The 17,855-nt window shown below is 69.9% G+C and carries 17 protein-coding genes and 1 pseudogene; all 18 read right to left on the bottom strand.

What is annotated here, in order from left to right:
* Nucleotides 1-67: 67 nt before the first annotated feature.
* Nucleotides 68-1,507, bottom strand: coding sequence for a F0F1 ATP synthase subunit beta (atpD, locus tag ABT160_RS40630; protein WP_351653816.1), 1,440 nt, complete (start codon nt 1,505-1,507; stop codon nt 68-70).
* The gene (locus ABT160_RS40625) at nt 1,507-2,424 is read right to left on the bottom strand and encodes a F0F1 ATP synthase subunit gamma (RefSeq protein WP_351653814.1); all 918 of its coding nucleotides are present in this window, start codon (nt 2,422-2,424) and stop codon (nt 1,507-1,509) included. The genes atpD and ABT160_RS40625 overlap by 1 nt, the downstream gene beginning before the upstream one ends.
* 20 nt (nt 2,425-2,444) lie before the next feature.
* Nucleotides 2,445-4,040, bottom strand: a complete 1,596-nt coding sequence (gene atpA / locus ABT160_RS40620) for a F0F1 ATP synthase subunit alpha (RefSeq protein ID WP_351653812.1) — start codon at nt 4,038-4,040, stop codon at nt 2,445-2,447.
* A 160-nt stretch (nt 4,041-4,200) separates the two neighbouring features.
* A complete protein-coding gene (locus ABT160_RS40615) occupies nt 4,201-5,016 on the bottom strand; it encodes a F0F1 ATP synthase subunit delta (RefSeq protein WP_351653810.1) in 816 nt (271 codons plus the stop codon).
* Nucleotides 5,013-5,567, bottom strand: coding sequence for a F0F1 ATP synthase subunit B (locus tag ABT160_RS40610; protein ID WP_351653808.1), 555 nt, complete (start codon nt 5,565-5,567; stop codon nt 5,013-5,015). The genes ABT160_RS40615 and ABT160_RS40610 overlap by 4 nt, the downstream gene beginning before the upstream one ends.
* A gap of 41 nt (nt 5,568-5,608) precedes the next feature.
* Nucleotides 5,609-5,875: an ATP synthase F0 subunit C gene (gene atpE / locus ABT160_RS40605; RefSeq protein WP_351653806.1), complete on the bottom strand. Its 267-nt coding sequence runs from the start codon at nt 5,873-5,875 to the stop codon at nt 5,609-5,611.
* Nucleotides 5,876-5,954: 79 nt separating this feature from the next.
* Nucleotides 5,955-6,764 (bottom strand): F0F1 ATP synthase subunit A, encoded by an 810-nt coding sequence (atpB, locus tag ABT160_RS40600; RefSeq protein WP_351653804.1) that lies wholly within the window; start codon nt 6,762-6,764, stop codon nt 5,955-5,957.
* 225 nt (nt 6,765-6,989) lie between these two features.
* A complete protein-coding gene (locus tag ABT160_RS40595) occupies nt 6,990-7,427 on the bottom strand; it encodes a Cg1360 family ATP-synthase-associated protein (RefSeq protein WP_351653802.1) in 438 nt (145 codons plus the stop codon).
* A gap of 260 nt (nt 7,428-7,687) precedes the next feature.
* Entirely contained in the window at nt 7,688-9,019 is a 1,332-nt protein-coding gene (locus ABT160_RS40590; protein WP_351653800.1) for an MraY family glycosyltransferase, read from the bottom strand.
* Nucleotides 9,020-9,127: 108 nt separating this feature from the next.
* A complete protein-coding gene (glyA, locus tag ABT160_RS40585) occupies nt 9,128-10,384 on the bottom strand; it encodes a serine hydroxymethyltransferase (RefSeq protein ID WP_351653799.1) in 1,257 nt (418 codons plus the stop codon).
* A 54-nt stretch (nt 10,385-10,438) separates the two neighbouring features.
* Nucleotides 10,439-11,077, bottom strand: coding sequence for an arsenate reductase/protein-tyrosine-phosphatase family protein (locus ABT160_RS40580; protein ID WP_351653798.1), 639 nt, complete (start codon nt 11,075-11,077; stop codon nt 10,439-10,441).
* Nucleotides 11,074-11,721: an L-threonylcarbamoyladenylate synthase gene (locus ABT160_RS40575; RefSeq protein ID WP_351653797.1), complete on the bottom strand. Its 648-nt coding sequence runs from the start codon at nt 11,719-11,721 to the stop codon at nt 11,074-11,076. Before ABT160_RS40575 ends, ABT160_RS40580 begins: the two co-directional genes overlap by 4 nt.
* 49 nt (nt 11,722-11,770) lie before the next feature.
* Nucleotides 11,771-12,652, bottom strand: coding sequence for a peptide chain release factor N(5)-glutamine methyltransferase (prmC, locus tag ABT160_RS40570; RefSeq protein ID WP_351653795.1), 882 nt, complete (start codon nt 12,650-12,652; stop codon nt 11,771-11,773).
* A 39-nt stretch (nt 12,653-12,691) separates the two neighbouring features.
* A complete protein-coding gene (gene prfA, locus ABT160_RS40565) occupies nt 12,692-13,771 on the bottom strand; it encodes a peptide chain release factor 1 (protein WP_351653793.1) in 1,080 nt (359 codons plus the stop codon).
* Between the two features lie 105 nt (nt 13,772-13,876).
* Entirely contained in the window at nt 13,877-14,101 is a 225-nt protein-coding gene (gene rpmE, locus ABT160_RS40560) for a 50S ribosomal protein L31 (RefSeq protein ID WP_351653791.1), read from the bottom strand.
* 155 nt (nt 14,102-14,256) lie between these two features.
* Nucleotides 14,257-15,348: an LCP family protein gene (locus ABT160_RS40555; RefSeq protein ID WP_351653790.1), complete on the bottom strand. Its 1,092-nt coding sequence runs from the start codon at nt 15,346-15,348 to the stop codon at nt 14,257-14,259.
* Nucleotides 15,349-15,615: 267 nt separating this feature from the next.
* Nucleotides 15,616-17,328: a trypsin-like serine protease gene (locus tag ABT160_RS40550; RefSeq protein WP_351653788.1), complete on the bottom strand. Its 1,713-nt coding sequence runs from the start codon at nt 17,326-17,328 to the stop codon at nt 15,616-15,618.
* Between the two features lie 215 nt (nt 17,329-17,543).
* Nucleotides 17,544-17,855: pseudogene (locus ABT160_RS40545) on the bottom strand (transcription termination factor Rho); the annotation flags it as partial.

The following is a 17,855-nucleotide window of genomic DNA, read 5'->3' as shown; positions in this document are numbered from 1 at the left end:
GGGTCAATTCTACGGGGCGTACGAAGGGGGGCGGGACGGACCCCGCCCCCCTTCACGAGTCGGGGACTCAGGAGACGCCGAGCTCCTTGGCGTTCTTCTTCAGGTCCTCGAGACCGCCGCACATGAAGAAGGCCTGCTCCGGGAAGTGGTCGAACTCGCCGTCACAGATCGCGTTGAACGCGGTGATCGACTCGTCCAGCGGCACGTCCGAACCGTCCACGCCGGTGAACTGCTTGGCGGCGTGGGTGTTCTGGGACAGGAAGCGCTCCACACGACGCGCGCGGTGGACGACGAGCTTGTCCTCCTCGCTGAGCTCGTCGATGCCGAGGATCGCGATGATGTCCTGGAGGTCCTTGTACTTCTGCAGGATGCCCTTGACGCGCATGGCGGCGTCGTAGTGGTCCTGCGCGATGTAGCGCGGGTCCAGGATCCGGGACGTGGAGTCCAGCGGGTCCACGGCCGGGTAGATGCCCTTCTCCGAGATCGGACGGGAGAGCACCGTCGTCGCGTCGAGGTGGGCGAAGGTGGTCGCCGGCGCCGGGTCCGTGAGGTCGTCGGCGGGGACGTAGATCGCCTGCATCGAGGTGATCGAGTGACCACGGGTCGAGGTGATGCGCTCCTGGAGGAGACCCATCTCGTCGGCCAGGTTCGGCTGGTAGCCCACCGCGGAGGGCATGCGGCCGAGCAGGGTCGAGACCTCGGAACCGGCCTGCGTGAAGCGGAAGATGTTGTCGATGAAGAACAGCACGTCCTGCTTCTGCACATCGCGGAAGTACTCCGCCATGGTCAGACCGGCCAGGGCCACGCGCAGACGGGTGCCCGGGGGCTCGTCCATCTGGCCGAAGACCAGCGCGGTCTTGTCGAGAACGCCGGCCTCCTCCATCTCGACCATCAGGTCGTTGCCCTCACGGGTGCGCTCGCCGACGCCCGCGAAGACGGAGACACCGTCGTGCAGCTTGGCCACACGGACGATCATCTCCTGGATCAGCACGGTCTTGCCGACGCCGGCACCACCGAACAGACCGATCTTTCCACCCTTGACGTACGGGGTGAGGAGGTCGACGACCTTCAGGCCGGTCTCGAACATCTCGGTCTTGGACTCGAGCTGGTCGAAGGCCGGGGCCGTGCGGTGGATGCCCCAGCGCTCGGCGTCCGCGACGGAGGACGGGTCCGCGTTCAGGACCTCGCCCAGCGTGTTGAACACACGGCCCTTGGTCACGTCGCCGACCGGCACGGAGATGGCGCTGCCCGTGTTGGTCACCGCGGCCTGGCGGACCAGGCCGTCCGTGGGCTGCATGGAGATGGTGCGGACGAGGCCGTCACCGAGGTGCTGCGCGACCTCCAGGGTCAGCGTCTTGGTGCCCTCGCCCGTGGGGTCCGGCACGTCGACGTGCAGCGCGTTGTAGATCTCCGGCATCGCGTCGACGGGGAACTCCACGTCGACGACCGGGCCGATGACCCGGGCGACGCGGCCCGTGGCGGCGGCCGTCTCAACAGTGGTCGTCATTACTTGTCACTCCCCGCGGTCGCGTCGGACAGGGCTGCGGTGCCACCGACGATCTCGCTGATTTCCTGGGTGATGTCGGCCTGGCGGGCCGCGTTGGCAAGTCGGGTGAGGTTGGTGATCAGCTCACCCGCGTTGTCGGTCGCCGACTTCATCGCGCGGCGCGTGGCGGCGTGCTTGGAAGCGGCCGACTGCAGCAGCGCGTTGTAGATGCGGCTCTCGACGTACCGGGGCAGCAGGGCGTCCAGGACGTCCTCCGCCGACGGCTCGAAGTCGTACAGCGGGCGCAGGGTGTCCTGCTCTCCCGCCTCCTTCGCCACCTCGTCGAGGCTGAGGGGCAGCAGCCGGGCCTCGACCGCCGTCTGCGTCATCATCGAGACGAACTCGGTGTAGACGATGTGGAGCTCGTCCACACCACCCTCGGCCGTGTCCTTCTCGATCGCCTCGATGAGCGGGGCAGCGATCTTCTTGGCGTCCGCGTACGTGGGCTCGTCCGTGAAGCCGGTCCACGTCTCGGCCAGCTTGCGCTCACGGAAGTTGTAGTGGGCGACGCCACGGCGGCCGACGACGAAGATGTCGACCTCGCGGCCCTCCCGCTCCAGCTTCGCGGTGAGCCTCTCCGCCGCCTTGATGGCGTTGGAGTTGAAGGCACCGGCCAGACCACGGTCGCTCGAGAGGAGCAGGACCGCGGCGCGGATGGGGCTCTCCACCTCGGTGGTCAGCGGGTGCTTGTCGTTCGCACCCGTGGCCACCGCCGTGACCGCGCGCGTGAGCTCGGTCGCGTACGGCGTGGAAGCCTGCACCTTGCGCTGCGCCTTGACGACGCGCGATGCGGCGATCATCTCCATCGCCTTGGTGATCTTCTTCGTCGCGGTGACGGATTTGATGCGACGCTTGTAGACCCGGAGCTGCGCTCCCATGAGTCAGGTCCCTTCCGTCGTCACTTCGAGACGTTGACGGCGGCAGCGTCCTCGCCGAGCAGCTTGCCGTCAGAGGTCTCGAACTGCTTCTTGAACTCCGCGATGGCGTCGGACACGGACTGCAGCGTGTCGTCCGACATCTTGCCGCCCTCGCGGATGGAGGACATCAGGCCCGAGTGCGACTGGCGCAGGTACGCCAGCAGCTCGGACTCGAAGCGGCGGATGTCGACGACCGGGACGTCGTCCATGCGGCCGGTGGTGCCCGCCCAGATGGAGACGACCTGGTTCTCGGTGGCCATCGGCTGGTACTGGGCCTGCTTCAGCAGCTCGACCATGCGCTGACCCCGCTCCAGCTGGGCCTTGGACGCGGCGTCCAGGTCGGAGCCGAAGGCGGCGAACGCCTCGAGCTCACGGAACTGGGCCAGGTCCACGCGCAGGCGGCCGGAGATCTGCTTCATGGCCTTGTGCTGGGCCGAGCCACCGACGCGGGAGACCGAGATGCCGACGTTCAGGGCCGGGCGCTGGCCGGCGTTGAACAGGTCGGACTCCAGGAAGCACTGGCCGTCGGTGATGGAGATGACGTTGGTCGGGATGAACGCCGAGACGTCGTTGGCCTTGGTCTCGACGATCGGCAGACCGGTCATCGAGCCGGCACCCATGTCGTCCGAGAGCTTGGCGCAGCGCTCGAGCAGACGCGAGTGCAGGTAGAAGACGTCGCCCGGGTAGGCCTCGCGGCCCGGCGGGCGGCGCAGCAGCAGCGACACGGCGCGGTAGGCGTCGGCCTGCTTCGACAGGTCGTCGAAGACGATCAGGACGTGCTTGCCCTGGTACATCCAGTGCTGGCCGATGGCGGAACCGGTGTACGGCGCCAGGTACTTGAAGCCGGCCGGGTCGGACGCCGGGGCGGCGACGATCGTCGTGTACTCAAGGGCACCCGCCTCCTCCAGCGCGCCGCGCACGGACGCGATGGTGGAGCCCTTCTGGCCGACGGCGACGTAGATGCAGCGGACCTGCTTGTTCGGGTCGCCCGAACGCCAGTTGTCGCGCTGGTTGATGATCGTGTCGACGCACAGGGCGGTCTTGCCGGTCTGGCGGTCGCCGATGATCAGCTGGCGCTGACCGCGGCCGACCGGGGTCATGGCGTCGACGGCCTTGTAGCCGGTCTCCATCGGCTCGTGGACCGACTTGCGCTGCATGACGCCCGGCGCCTGCAGCTCGAGGGCGCGGCGGCCCTCGGTCGCGATCTCGCCGAGGCCGTCGATGGGGTTACCGAGCGGGTCGACGACACGACCCAGGTAGCCCTCGCCGACGCCGACCGAGAGGACCTCGCCGGTGCGGTGCACCGACTGACCCTCCTCGATGCCGCTGAACTCGCCGAGGACGATCGCGCCGATCTCGCGCTCTTCCAGGTTCAGCGCGAGGCCGAGGGTGCCGTCCTCGAACTTCAGCAGCTCGTTCGCCATGGCCGAGGGAAGACCCTCCACCTTCGCGATGCCGTCGCCGGCCAGGCTGACCGTGCCGACCTCCTCGCGCGAGGCCGCGTCCGGCTTGTACGACTGGACGAAGTCCTCCAGCGCGTCCCGGATCTCCTCCGGCCGGATCGTGAGCTCCGCCATCTGGGTTCCCTGCTCTCCTTGTTGGGCCCGAAGTTTCTTTGGGGGTCTGGGGCTGTAGTGCCTAGCGGCTCCGCCGCGGGCCCCCAGAATCTTCTGCAATCTGCACGGCCCAACCGGGCCGCTGGTGGTGCTTCTTGAATTGGTGGTCCGACGCGGTGCGTCAGCCGGCCAGCCTGCGTTCCGCCTCGGCGAGGCGGTCCGCGATGGTCCCGTTGACGACCTCGTCGCCGACGCGCACCGTGATCCCGCCGAGGACCGCCGGGTCCACGTCGAGGTTCAGGTGCATCGCCCGGCCGTAGACCTTCGCCAGTACGGCTCCGAGGCGCTGCTTCTGCCCGTCGCTCAGCGGGACCGCCGAGGTGACGACGGCGACCATGCGGTCACGGCGCTCCGCGGCGAGCTTGGAGAGGGACTCCAGTCCCGCTTCCAGGCTACGTCCCCGGGGGCGCGTGACGAGACGGACCACCAGGCGCTCCGTCTGCGGCTTGGCGCGGCCGCCGAGCAGGCTGTGCAGCAGCCGGCCCTTGGCGGAGTCCGTCGCGGCCTTGTCCGTCAGCGCCGAGCGGAGCTCGGAGCTGGAGGAGACGATCCGGGCGAACCGGAACAGCTCGTCCTCGACGTCGTCGAGCCCGCCGGCCTGCTGCGCCGCGGTGAAGTCGGCGGTGTTCGCCAGCTCCTCGGTCGCGTCGACCAGGTCGCGCGAGCGCGACCAGCGGGATCGGACCATGCCGGAGACCAGGTCGACGGTCGCGCCGCCCACCTGACCGCTCAGCAGTCGCTCGGCCAGCTGGGCCTTGGCCTCGCCGGACTGCGCCGGGTCGGTCAGGACCCGACGCAGCGACACCTCGCGGTCGAGCAGCGCGGTAACGGCGGCCAGCTCCTCGGCGAGCTTCGCCGCGTCGGCCGACGTGTTGTCGGTCAGCGCGTCGAGGCGCTCGCGTGCGGCAGCCAGTGCCTCGCGGCTCGCTCCGTTCATCGGGCGGCTCCGGTCGACTCCGCCTTGGCCTCGAGCTCGTCGAGGAAGCGGTCGATGGTGCGGCTCTGGCGGGCGTGGTCCTCGAGGGACTCGCCGACCAGCTTGCCGGCCAGGTCGGTGGCGAGCTTGCCCACGTCCTGGCGCAGCGCCGTGGCGGCGGCCTTGCGGTCGGCCTCGATCTGGGCGTGCCCGGCCGCGATGATCTCCTCGCGCTGGCGCTGGCCTTCCGCCTTCATCTCCTGGATGATCGCGGTGCCCTGCTCCGTGGCCTCCTGGCGAAGCCGCGCGGCCTCGTGGCGGGCCTCGGCGAGCTGGGCCTTGTACTGCTCCAGCACGCTCTGGGCCTCGATCTGGGCCGACTCGGCCTTCTCGATGCCGCCCTCGATGGCCTCACGACGCTCTTCCAGAACCTTGTTGATGTTCGGGAGGAGCTTCTTGGCGAGGAAGCCGAAGACGATGATGAAGGCGATCAGGCCGATGACGAGCTCGTCGGGATGCGGGATCAGAGGATTCTGAGGCTCCTCCGCCGCCGCAAGGAACAGAGCGTTCACATCAGTGCCTTCCGTGAAAAGGGTTGGGCTGTCGGTCCGGCTTACTGGTAGACGAAGCCCATGACGATGCCGATGAGGGCGAGCGCCTCACAGAAGGCGAAACCCATGATCTGGTTGGTGCGGATCAGGCCGGCCGCCTCGGGCTGACGGGCGAGGGCCTGGGTGCCGTTACCGAAGATGATGCCGACGCCGACGCCGGGGCCGATGGCCGCGAGGCCGTAACCGATGGAGGCGACGTTGCCGACCACGGTGCTCTTGGCGGTGTCACCGGGGGCGGCCAGGTTGATCATTTCGAGAGCAGCGGACATGCCGTTACTTCCTTCTCTTTCACGGACCCGGTGGGGGTTGGCCACCGGACGTCTGTCGGTTCTTGGGGGCGGGGCTGGCTCAGTGGCTCTCGGAGAGCGCGCCCTGGATGTAGCTGGAGGCCAGGAGCACGAACACGTACGCCTGGACGGCCTGGATGAAGAGCTCGAAGAGCGTCATCACGATGACCATCACGAACGACACGGTGCCGTAGGCGATGCCGATGCCGTTCATCAGGTACCAGGAGGCCACGGTGAACATCACGATCAGCAGGTGGCCGGCGAACATGTTCGCGAACAGTCGCACCGCGTGCGTGAAGGGGCGGATCAGCAGGTTCGAGAAGAACTCGATCACCACGACCAGGGGAAGGACCCAGCCCAGCGACTTGTCGTAGCCCGTGATGTTCTTCCAGCCGCCGGTCCAGCCGTGCTTGCGGAAGGTGAGGCTGACCCACATCACGTAGACGATCAGCGCCAGACCGGCCGGGAAGGCGATCAGCGACGGGACCGGGAACTGCGCGACGGGAATGATGGACCAGATGTTCATGATCCATACGAAGAAGAACAGCGACACCATGAACGGCACGTACTTCTCGCCGTCCCGCTTGCCGATGATCTCGTAGACGATGCCGCGGCGCACGAAGTCGTAACCCGCCTCACCGACCATCTGCACCTTGCCCGGCACCGTCTTGGGCTTGCCGAAGGCGGCCCAGAAGAACCCGACGACCACCACGGAGCTCAGCAGCGCGAGCAGCATCGGCTTGGTGAACTCGAAGCCGCCCACGGAGAACATGGGCTTGTACAGGAACGTGTGCAGGCCCGGAGCCGGGAACCCACATCCGGAGAAGATGTGGCAACTCGCGTCGAAGGCAAGCGTCTGGTCAGCACTCACCGCGGGCTCCTTCAGCGTGGCGCATAGGTACGGCAACCTCGTTGTGTCGGCGCGGCAAGCAGCCGCGGTTCGGCACTGGACTGGTCTTACGGGTAAGGGGGCGGCGGTTCGGCATCGAGCCTCGCGCTGGGACAGGCGTCAGCTCGGATGCCCGCGCCCGCAGTGCCGCAGTTGGCACCGGACGATAGCAGCATCTCGAACGGGCATTTATCCCGGCCCTACGCTTCACGATGACGACCCCGTCCTCTCGGGCTTTCCGCCCTTCTCGGACTCGGGCTCGACATAGGTGATCTTGGCCTTCATGAACCAGCGGGCCTGCGCGGAGATCCACGCGATGGTGGCCGCGAGCAGGGTGAAGCCGAAGGCCTTGAAGCTGAACGCCGTGGTGCCCTTGAGCAACGTCATCAGAACGAAGAGAAGCAGCAACTGCGCGGTGTAGAGCATCAGGCCCATGGCCTGGAACAGGTGCGGGAAGTGCTTGGCCGTCCGCTGCAGCACCAGCAGGCCGATGCCCATGAAGGCGATGACCACCGCGGTGCCGATGACGGCGCCCAGCGCACCCTTGCCGCCCGCGACCACGGCGCTGATGACGGCGGCGATCGCGCCGACGGCAGCGGTGGGGACGGCGGCGTACAGGAGGGTGCGTGCGTCGTTGGACGGCATGGCGGCATCTCCGCTTGCTGGTGGGGGCAGGGTGTCGTCATGGACGAGCGTAAGCCCGGTCCGAGGTGGGTCTCGGGGCCAACGGACCGTCGCACTACGGTCTTTCGGCACTGTCGCCGGGTCTCGTGAACCGTATCACAAACTATTTGAATAGGTCTTTACTCAGGTCGTGTGCAAACAGTCACACATGAGGGTGACAGCGCGCGTGTGTGCAGGACACGGGTCGATCTGCGTGGTATTGCCCCGACTTGAACGCCGCGTCAACTTGGCGTTCCGGCCTTCCGCCGATCGGAGAAGCGTGAACGGTGACCCACCGCCGTCGCCCCATTGACCCCGGCGGGCACGGGAGTTCGGGACTCGTCCCCGGGCTCCCCCGGCTCGTCCCCGGCGTCCTCGTCCCCGTCCTCCCCGGACGGGGCCGCGGCCCTGCGCCGGTAGCGCGGCGGCACGAACGACTCCGCCCAGCGCGGCGCCCGCGGCGTGAAGCGCGGGAGCAGGAGCAGGCCCAGGCCGACCGCGCTGAACGCGACGATCAGCAGCACGATCCACATCGACGCCGAGTGCACCGAGTACGACAGGGTGCCGAAGGCGATCAGCGCCGACCAGAAGTACATGATCAGCACCGCCCTGCTGTGCGAGTGCCCGATCTCCAGGAGCCGGTGGTGCAGGTGCCCGCGGTCCGCGGCGAACGGCGACTGCCCGTTCCAGGTCCTGCGCACGATCGCGAGCACCAGGTCGGCCATCGGGATCGCGATGATCGTCAGCGGCAGCAGCAGCGGGATGAAGACCGGCAGCGCGGCGTGCGTCGCCTCCCGGGTCGAGCCCTCGAAGATCCGCAGCGCGTCCGGGTCGACCTGGCCCGTGATCGAGATCGCCGAGGCCGCCAGGATCAGCCCGATCAGCATCGAACCCGAGTCGCCCATGAAGATCCGCGCCGGGTGCATGTTGTGCGGCAGGAAGCCCAGGCACATGCCCATCAGGATGGCCGCGAAGAGCGTCGCGGGGGCGGCGGCCTCGATCCCGTAGCTGAACCAGATCCGGTACGCGTACAGGAAGAAGGCGGCGGCGGCGATGCACACCATGCCGGCGGCCAGGCCGTCCAGGCCGTCGACGAAGTTCACCGCGTTGATGGTGATCACCACCAGCGCGACGGTCAGCAGGGTGCCCTGCCACTGGGTCAGCGCGACCGTGCCGATGCCCGGGATGGGCAGCCACAGGATCGTCAGGCCCTGCATCACCATGACGCCCGCCGAGATCATCTGGGCGCCCAGCTTGATCAGCGCGTCCAGCTCGAACTTGTCGTCCAGGACGCCGATCAGCCAGATCAGCGCGGCGCCCGAGAGCAGCGCGCGCGGCTCGTTGGACAGCGCGAAGACGCTGTTCAGGTTCTGCAGGTGGTCGGCGACCAGCAGTCCGGCGCACAGGCCGAAGAACATGGCGATGCCGCCGAGCCGCGGCGTCGGTTCTCTGTGCACGTCGCGGGCGCGGATCTCCGGCATCGCGCCGGACGCGATGGCGAACTTCCGCACCGGCCCGGTGAGCAGATAGGTCACCGCGGCCGTGACACAGAGTGTCAGCAGGTAATCACGCACGGGCTGCCCCACAGGTATCGCTGGCCATCTCAGCCCCACACCCTAGCTCCGCCGCCCCCATGGTTGAGGACACACCCGGGCCGTCAACGGTTGCACACCGCCCCGCGCCTACCCCCCGAACGGTGGAAAACGCCCCGCGAGGTCCGCCGCGTGCGCCCGCAGCGCCCGGCCGTCGGCGCCCTCCCGCAGCGCCGCCGCGAACAGCGTCGCCACCCGCGCCATCTCCGCGCCGCCCATCCCCTGGGTCGTCAGCGCCGCGGTGCCCAGACGCAGGCCACGCCCGTCCCCACCGGGCAGGACGCAGGTGTCCAGCACCATCCCCGCGGCCGCCAGGAGCCCGCGTGCGGCCCTCCCGTCGTGGCCGAGGGGTGCGGGGTCGGCGGTGATCAGATGGGTGTCCGTACCGCCCGTGGTGAGCTCCAGGCCCTCGGCGGCGAGGCCGTCCGCCAGGACCCGCGCGTTCGCCACCACCTGATGGGCGTACGCGGTGAACGCCGGGGTTGCCGCCTCGCCGAACGCGACCGCCTTGGCCGCGATCGTGTGCATCTGCGCGCCGCCCTGGGTGTACGGGAACACCGCCCGGTCCACCCGCTCGGCCAGCTCCTCCCCGCACAGCAGCAGACCGCCGCGCGGACCGCGCAGCACCTTGTGCGTGGTCGCGCACACCACGTCGGCGTACGGCACCGGGCTGGGCGCCGCTCCCCCGGCCACCAGGCCCAGCGGGTGGGCCGCGTCGACGATCAGGTACGCCCCCACCTCGTCGGCGACCTCGCGGAAGGCCGCGTAGTCGGGGTGGCGGGGGTAGGCGATGGAGCCGCAGACGACGGCCTTGGGCCGGTGCTCGCGGGCCAGCGCGCGCAGCGCGGCGAGGTCGACGAGCCCGGTGGCGGGGTCCAGGCCGTAGCCGACGAAGCGGAACGAGCGGCCGGAGGAGTTGCCGGGCGAGCCGTGGGTGAGGTGGCCCCCGGAGGCCAGCCCCAGGGCGAGCACGGTGTCGCCGGGCCGCAGCAGCGCCGCGTACGCCGCGAGCACGGCGGAGGACCCGGAGTGCGGTTGTACGTTGGCGTGGCCGGCGCCGAACAGGGCCTTGGCGCGCTCCACCGCGATGCGCTCGACGGCGTCCGCGAACTCGCAGCCGCCGTGGTGGCGGGCGCCCGGGTAGCCCTCGGCGTACTTGTCGGCCAGCGGGGAGGCGAGCGCGGCGAGGACCGCGGGCGAGGTGAAGTTCTCGGCGGCGATCAGCTGGAGCGTGCCGCGCTGCCGCTCGGCCTCGCCACCGAGCACCTCGGCGACCTGCGGGTCCTGGCGCAGCAGGGCGTCGAAGTCGGCACGCGCGGGGATCCCCCCGACGAAGCGGATCACCATGCCCCCAATGTAGGCCCGCACCCGCGCGGGCGCCTGCCGGGAGGGGGAGCTCCGTCAGGCGCGGGCGGGGACGCCCGTGAGGGCCGTGACGACCGGGTCCAGGGCCGTGTTGATCTCGTCGCCGACCGAGCGGAAGTAGGTGATCGGCGCCCCGTAGGGGTCGTTGACCTCGTCCGCCTCGGCGCTGGGCGCGAGCAGCCAGCCGCGCAGCGCCGCGGCGGCCCGCACCAGCGCCCGCGCGCGCTCGACCACGCCCTCGCCCAGCGGGTCCGGCAGCGTCGCCGGGTCTATGGCCCGCACCAGGCGGGTGAACTCCTTCAGGGTGAAGGTGCGCAGCCCCGCCGAGTGCCCCATCGAGATGACCTGGGCGCGGTGGTCACGGGTGGCCGTGAGCACCAGGTCGGCCCGGATCACGTGCTCGTCGAGCAGCTCGCGGCCGGTGAACCCGGAGGCGTCGGCCCCGAAGTCGGCGAGCACGATCTCGGCGTTGGGCTCCATGGGGGCGCCCTCGTGGCCCCAGGTGCCGGCGCTCTCCACGATCAGCCCGCCCGTCAGCGGGTCGCCGAGGCGGTCGCTGAGGGCGTGCCGCGTCAGCCGCTCGGTGATCGGCGAGCGGCACACGTTGCCGGTGCTGACGTGGAGGATGCGGAAGGTGTTCTCCGTGCCTATGCCACGCCCCTCAGGGGCGGTCAACTGGCCACCTCAAGGTCGGGTACGACCTTGCGCAGCTCTTCGGCCGAGAGCGCGCCCTGGCGCAGCAGGACGGGCACCTTGCCCGTGACGTCCACGATGGAGGACGGCACGATGCCGGGCGTGGGACCGCCGTCGAGGTAGACCGAGACGGAGTCGCCGAGCATCCCCTGCGCGGCGTCGCAGTCCTCGGGCGCCGGGTGGCCGGTGAGGTTGGCGGAGGACACGGCCATCGGGCCGAACTCGGTGAGCAGCTCGATGGCGACCGGGTGCAGCGGCATCCGGATCGCCACGGTGCCCCGGGTGTCGCCGAGGTCCCACTGGAGCGACGGCTGGTGCTTGGCGACCAGGGTGAGCGCACCGGGCCAGAACGCGTCGACGAGCTCCCAGGCCATCTCCGAGAAGTCGGTGACCAGGCCGTGCAGCGTGTTCGGCGAGCCGATCAGCACGGGCGTGGGCATGTTGCGGCCCCGGCCCTTGGCGTCCAGCAGGTCCGCGACGGCCTCGGAGCTGAAGGCGTCTGCACCGATCCCGTACACGGTGTCGGTGGGCAGCACGACCAGCTCGCCGCGGCGGACGGCGGACGCGGCCTCGCGCAGACCCGTGGTGCGGTCGGTCGCGTCGTTGCAGTCGTAGCGCCGTGCCATCAGCCGGCCCTCCACTTCCTGGGGTCTGTCGTCACTCGGTGGGGATGCCTCATGGCATCGCCTTGCGGGCGGTCGCGAAGCGCGGCCGGTTGTTCAGGTCGGGGTGGTCGGCGGCGTCCGCCCAGCCGGCCTCCTCGTTGAAGATCCACGGCACCTGGCCGCCCTGGGTGTCGGCGTGCTCGATCACCACGAGCCCGCCGGGGCGCAGCAGCCGGTGCGCGGTGCGCTCGATGCCGCGGATGGCGTCGAGCCCGTCCTCGCCGGAGAAGAGTGCCATCTCCGGGTCGTGGTCGCGGGCCTCGGGCGCCACGTACTCCCACTCGGTGAGCGGGATGTACGGCGGGTTGGAGATCACCAGGTCCACCTGGCCGTCGAGCTCGGGCAGCGCGGCCAGGGCGTTGCCCTGGTGCACGGTGACCCGGGAGCCCTCGGCGTTCTTGCGGGTCCACACCAGGGCGTCGTCGGACAGCTCCACGGCGTGCACCCGGGAGCGGGGCACCTCCTGGGCCATGGCGAGCGCGATGGCGCCGGAGCCGGTGCACAGGTCGACGATCAGCGGCTCGACCACGTCCATGGCCCGTACGGCGTCTATGGCCCAGCCGACGACCGACTCGGTCTCGGGGCGGGGCACGAAGACGCCGGGGCCCACCTGGAGCTCCAGGTAGCGGAAGAAGGCGCGGCCGGTGATGTGCTGCAGCGGCTCGCGGGCCTCGCGGCGGGCCACGGCTTCCCAGTAGCGGGCGTCGAAGTCCGCGTCCTTGACGTTGTGCAGCTCGCCCCGCTTGACGCCGTGGACGAACGCGGCGAGCTCCTCGGCGTCGAAGCGCGGCGAGGGTACGCCGGCGTCGGCCAGCCGCTGGGTGGCCTGGGCCACCTCGGCAAGCAGCACGCTGCGGGGGCTGTGGGGTCGCCCCCCAATATGTGGCTGCACGCTGGTCCTCCGGGCTGCAGGGGCTTTACAGGGTCTGGTTCACTGCGCGGCGGCGAGCTTCGCGGCCGAGTCGGCGTCGACGCAGGCCTGGATGACGGCGTCGAGGTCCCCGTCGAGCACCTGGTCCAAGTTGTACGCCTTGAAGCCGACGCGGTGGTCCGAGATCCGGTTTTCCGGGAAGTTGTACGTACGGATCTTCTCGGACCGGTCGACGGTGCGCACCTGGCTGCGGCGGGCGTCGGCCGCCTCGGCCTCGGCCTTCTCCTGGGCGGCGGCCAGCAGCCGGGAGCGCAGGATGCGCATGGCCTGCTCCTTGTTCTGGAGCTGGCTCTTCTCGTTCTGGCAGGAGGCCACGACGCCGGTGGGGAGGTGCGTGATGCGCACGGCGGAGTCGGTGGTGTTGACGGACTGGCCGCCGGGGCCCGACGAGCGGTACACGTCGATGCGCAGGTCGTTCATGTTGATCTCGACGTCGACCTCCTCGGCCTCCGGCGTCACCAGGACGCCGGCCGCGGAGGTGTGGATGCGGCCCTGGGACTCGGTGGCCGGCACCCGCTGGACGCGGTGCACCCCGCCCTCGTACTTCAGGCGGGCCCAGACGCCCTGGCCGGGCTCGGTGGCGCCCTGGCCGCCCTTGGTCTTCACGGCGACCTGGACGTCCTTGTAGCCGCCCAGCTCGGACTCGGTGGCGTCGATGATCTCGGTCTTCCAGCCGACGCGCTCGGCGTAGCGCAGGTACATGCGCAGCAGGTCGCCGGCGAACAGGGCCGACTCGTCGCCGCCCGCGCCCGCCTTGACCTCCAGGATCACGTCCTTGTCGTCGGACGGGTCGCGCGGGACCAGGAGCAGGCGGAGCTTCTCGGTGAGCTCCTCGCGCTGCTTCTCCAGGTCCTTGACCTCGGCCGCGAAGTCGGGATCGTCGTGCGCGAACTCCCGGGCGGTCTCGATGTCCTCACCGGCCTGCTTCCAGGAGCGGTACGTCGCGACGATCGGCGTCAGCTCGGCGTAGCGCTTGTTGAGCTTGCGCGCGTTGGCCTGATCGCTGTGGACCGAAGGGTCGGCGAGCTTCTTCTCCAGGTCGGCGTGCTCGCCGACCAGTTCCTCGACCGCCTCGAACATCGGGGGCTCCTGGGTTTCGCGTAAAGACTGTGGCTTCGGGAGACGGCAAAGCGCCGGTCCCGGCGCCCCCGGTGCGGGGGCGCCGGAAACCGGCGCAGTGGCTCGCTACTTCTTGGCGGAGCCGGCAGCCTTGCCGAAGCGGGCCTCGAAGCGGGCCACGCGGCCACCGGTGTCGAGGATCTTCTGCTTGCCCGTGTAGAACGGGTGGCACTCGGAGCAGACCTCGGCGCGGATGGTGCCGCCGGAGAGGGTGCTACGGGTGGTGAACGACGCGCCACAGGTGCAGCTGACCTGCGTCTCGACGTACTCGGGGTGGATGTCGCGCTTCAAGGTGTCTCCTAGTTTCGGGAGGGCTCCGGGTCGCATACGCGGGATGCGGGTGCGTGAACCGGGGCCGACGTACCAGTCTGCCAGGACCGGCCGCATCTCCCAAAACCGGGGTGGGGCCGGATCTATTCCGGGGGCCGCGTCCGGACCCCGTCCGGCTACTTCACGACGCCTTCGGCCTGGCCCGTGGCGGCGTCCTTGGTGGCCGACGCCGGGATCGGCTTGTCGGCCTTCAGGGCGGCCCACACCTGCTGCGTCTGGGCCTCCAGGGGCACCACGCGGTTGGGGTCGCGCTTGTCGTAGGTCACCGGCAGCGTGACCATGTGGACGTCCTCGGAGCCCAGGCCGCTCAGGCCCTTGGCGAAGTCCATCAGCTCGGTGACCGAGTCCAGCTCGGAGTCCGGCTTGATCGCCTTGGTCGCGGTGTCCGCGATGTCCAGCAGCTTCTTGGGGTTGCTGAAGACGCCGACGCTCTTGACCTGGTTGATGAAGGCCTTCATGAACGCCTGCTGGAGCTGGATGCGCCCCAGGTCACTACCGTCCCCGACGCTCTTGCGGGTGCGCACCAGGCCGAGCGACTGCTCGCCGGTCAGCGTGTGGGTGCCCGGCTTCAGGTCGAGGTGGCTCTTCTTGTCCTGGATGGCCTTGCTGGTGGTGACCTTCACCCCGCCGAGCTCGTCGATGAGCTTCTTGAAGCCGGTGAAGTCGACCTCGATGTAGTGGTCCATGCGGATGCCGGACATGGACTCGACGGTCTTGACGGCGCAGGCCGGGCCGCCGACCTCGTACGCCGTGTTGAACATCGCGCGCTGCTCCCCCGGCACGGCCTTGCCGTGCGCGTCGGTGCACTGCGGGCGCTCGACCAGGGTGTCGCGCGGGATGGAGACGACGCTGGCGGTCTTGTGGCCCTCGTTGACGTGCACGACCATCGCGGTGTCGGAGCGCGCGCCGCCCTCGTCACGGCCGTACGCGGAGTTGTCCCCGGAGCGCGAGTCGGAGCCCAGGACCAGGATGTCCAGCGAGCCGTTGTCGATGTTCTCGGGGCGGTCCGTGCCCAGCTGGGCGTTGATGTCGACGCCCTGGATGTTGCCGTTGAGCTTGAAGTAGACGTACCCGAGGCCGGTACCGCCGACGAGCACCAGACCCGCCGCGGACCACGCCGCGACGGTCAGCGCCCTGCGGCGCGTGGTGGGCTTCTTGCGGCGCGAACCGCTGCCGCGTATTCGGCCGCCCTTGCTCTGCTCGGTCATGGTCTCCCTCGGTCCTTCGCTTCCCGCTACCCCCGGCCGGCGAGATCAGGCGCTCGATGGCGACATCTGTTCGCATCTGTTTCGGCACCAGGTGAGACGGGGGAGCGACTGGAAGGGTTGCACAGGGTTGTAAGAACTCCTTCAGGAACGCACGGTGCCCACGGTGCGTGGCACCGTGGGCACACTGGCGTTCGCGCAGGTCACGACTGGCCGAAGAGGGCCCTTCGGCGGCCGCGTGATGTGGCGAAGGTCTCTTGCCGGGGGCGGTCAGCCGAGCAGCGTGAAACCGTTCCAGCCGCTGCCGATCTTGATGCGCTGCGAGGTGATGAACGGGGTCGTGGCCGAGCCCGTGCCCTTGTACGCCCACATCGCGCCGGCCGCGTCGCGGACCGCGAAGTCCGCCCGGCCGTCGCCGGTCAGGTCACCGGTGGTGACGTACGCGGTGAAGTTCCAGCCACTGCCGACCTGGACCCGGGCCGAGAAGGGGGCGGCGGGGTTGCCGGTGCCCTTGTAGACCCACAGGCGGGCCTGGGCGTCGCGGGCCAGCAGGTCCGGGACGCCGTCACCGCTGTAGTCGCCCTTGCCGTACACCTGGTACGAGGCCCAGCCGCTGCCGATCTTGACGCGGGCGTTGAAGGTGCCGTCGCCGCGTCCGCTCCACAGCCACAGCGCGCCCGCGGCGTCGTTGGCCACGAGGTCCGGGAAGCCGTCGTTGGTGACGTCACCGGGGACGGTGAGGTTGCGGAAGGCGCCCCAGCCGGTGCCGACCTTGTGGTCGGCCACGTCGCCGGCGTTCTTGTCGAAGCCCCACCAGTGCAGCTCGCCCGAGGCGGTGCGGTACACGTAGTCGCCGTAGCCGTCAGCGTTGATGTCGCTCTGGCGCACCACGTCGGCCCCGGTGAGCGGGCCGACCGGGAAGGCCGGACCGGTCAGGCCGGTGCCGTTGGAGCGGTAGACGGTGTCGGCGCCGGCCGCGGTGCGGGCGTACACGTCCGCGAAGGCGTCGCCGTCGAGGTTGGCATCGTCGACGCGCGGGTTGATCAGCCCGGTGAAGGTGCCGGCCCGGGCGAAGACGCTGCGGGCGCCCCGCACGGAGCAGACCCTCGCGCCCCAGGAGACGACGCCCACGATCCGGCCGCCGTAGACGAGCGGGCCGCCGGAGTCGCCGCTGCACGTCGTGGTGGTGGTCGAGTCGCTGCCGGTGGCCGCGTTGCCCGCGCAGAGCATGGTGGCCTTGAGGTAGTCCGAACCCCAGGTGGACGTGCAGGTGGCGTCCGACTGCACGGCCAGGTTGGCCTTCTTCAGGGTCGGCGAGACGGTGCCGTTGGAGGCGGTGAGGCCCCAGCCGTAGACCGTGCCGGTCTTGCCGTAGTAGCCGGTGTCGCCGTACCGCGTGACGCGCAGCGTCTTGTACGGCAGCGGCTGGCTGAGCGTGAGCACCGCGACGTCGTTGCTGTACGTCGTGGAGCTGTAGGACGGGTGGCTCCACTGGCGCGAGACGCCGACGACAGTGCCGTGGGCGTCGTCGCCGAACGTGGCGGTGCCGCCGAGGACGGTGCCCCGGCTCGCCCAGTCCGAACCGGCGACGCAGTGCGCGGCGGTGAGGACCTTGTTGGCGGCGACGAGGGTGCCGCCGCAGAAGAAGCTGTCGTTGCCGTTGTCGTAGAACAGCTGCACCATCCACGGCGCCTCGGAGATCGAGGCACCCCCGCCGCCGATGATCTGCGGCGTCGGGGTGGTGTCTTCCGGGCCGCCGGACTCTGCGGCCTTCTTCTCGGCCTGCCGGACCACGACGTCCTTGACGGCCTGGATGGACTGGCGCGCCTGCCGCTCCGAGACGGCCGGGCGCTGGACGCCCGGCTGCGGGACGGGGCCGTCGGCGGCCTGCGCCGGTACGGCGCTGAGTGCCGCGCCGCCCAGGGCGAGCGCGACCGCGGCGGCGGACACGACGGTCCGCAGCCTGCTGCGAGCAGATATCACTCGTTTCTCCATTCGGTGTCGTCGCAACACGACGGAGAGAAGGCCTCCGGGTACGCGGACCGGAGCCGCCCGTTCGATGCCCGGGCAGGGCTCCGCCGACCTCAGTGGCCGTATCAGGAAATACGTTCCCCCCACGCGACGCAGGGATCGTACAACGCGGGACCGCCCCCGTCACTCCTGTGACGGGGGCGGTCCCATGGCGACTTGACGGTGCGTCAGTCGTTGCCGTTGCCCGGCGCGGGCGTCGACTTGTGGATCTGCAGCAGGAACTCGGCGTTCGACTTCGTCTGCTTCATCTTGTCGAGCAGCAGCTCGATCGCCTGCTGCTGGTCGAGCGCGTGCAGCACCCGGCGCAGCTTCCAGACGATCGCGAGCTCGTCGCTGCCGAGCAGGATCTCTTCCTTGCGGGTGCCGGACGCGTCCACGTCCACCGCCGGGAAGATGCGCTTGTCGGCGAGCTTGCGGTCGAGCTTGAGCTCCATGTTGCCGGTGCCCTTGAACTCCTCGAAGATCACCTCGTCCATGCG

The organism is Streptomyces sp. NPDC001941, from assembly GCF_040296945.1.
GTDB lineage: Bacteria > Actinomycetota > Actinomycetes > Streptomycetales > Streptomycetaceae > Streptomyces.
This window is presented reverse-complemented; position numbering and strand designations above follow the sequence as displayed.

What these genes read in the sequence shown, in the direction of transcription:
- ABT160_RS40575 (WP_351653797.1), bottom strand. Translation starts at nt 11,721, where the DNA reads ATGGCACGGCGCTACGACTGCAACGACGCGACCGACCGCACCACGGGT.
- ABT160_RS40625 (WP_351653814.1), bottom strand. Translation starts at nt 2,424, where the DNA reads ATGGGAGCGCAGCTCCGGGTCTACAAGCGTCGCATCAAATCCGTCACC.
- ABT160_RS40595 (WP_351653802.1), bottom strand. Translation starts at nt 7,427, where the DNA reads ATGCCGTCCAACGACGCACGCACCCTCCTGTACGCCGCCGTCCCCACC.
- glyA (WP_351653799.1), bottom strand. Translation starts at nt 10,384, where the DNA reads ATGGTGATCCGCTTCGTCGGGGGGATCCCCGCGCGTGCCGACTTCGAC.
- atpE (WP_351653806.1), bottom strand. Translation starts at nt 5,875, where the DNA reads ATGTCCGCTGCTCTCGAAATGATCAACCTGGCCGCCCCCGGTGACACC.
- ABT160_RS40615 (WP_351653810.1), bottom strand. Translation starts at nt 5,016, where the DNA reads ATGAACGGAGCGAGCCGCGAGGCACTGGCTGCCGCACGCGAGCGCCTC.
- atpA (WP_351653812.1), bottom strand. Translation starts at nt 4,040, where the DNA reads ATGGCGGAGCTCACGATCCGGCCGGAGGAGATCCGGGACGCGCTGGAG.
- prfA (WP_351653793.1), bottom strand. Translation starts at nt 13,771, where the DNA reads ATGTTCGAGGCGGTCGAGGAACTGGTCGGCGAGCACGCCGACCTGGAG.
- atpD (WP_351653816.1), bottom strand. Translation starts at nt 1,507, where the DNA reads ATGACGACCACTGTTGAGACGGCCGCCGCCACGGGCCGCGTCGCCCGG.
- ABT160_RS40555 (WP_351653790.1), bottom strand. Translation starts at nt 15,348, where the DNA reads ATGACCGAGCAGAGCAAGGGCGGCCGAATACGCGGCAGCGGTTCGCGC.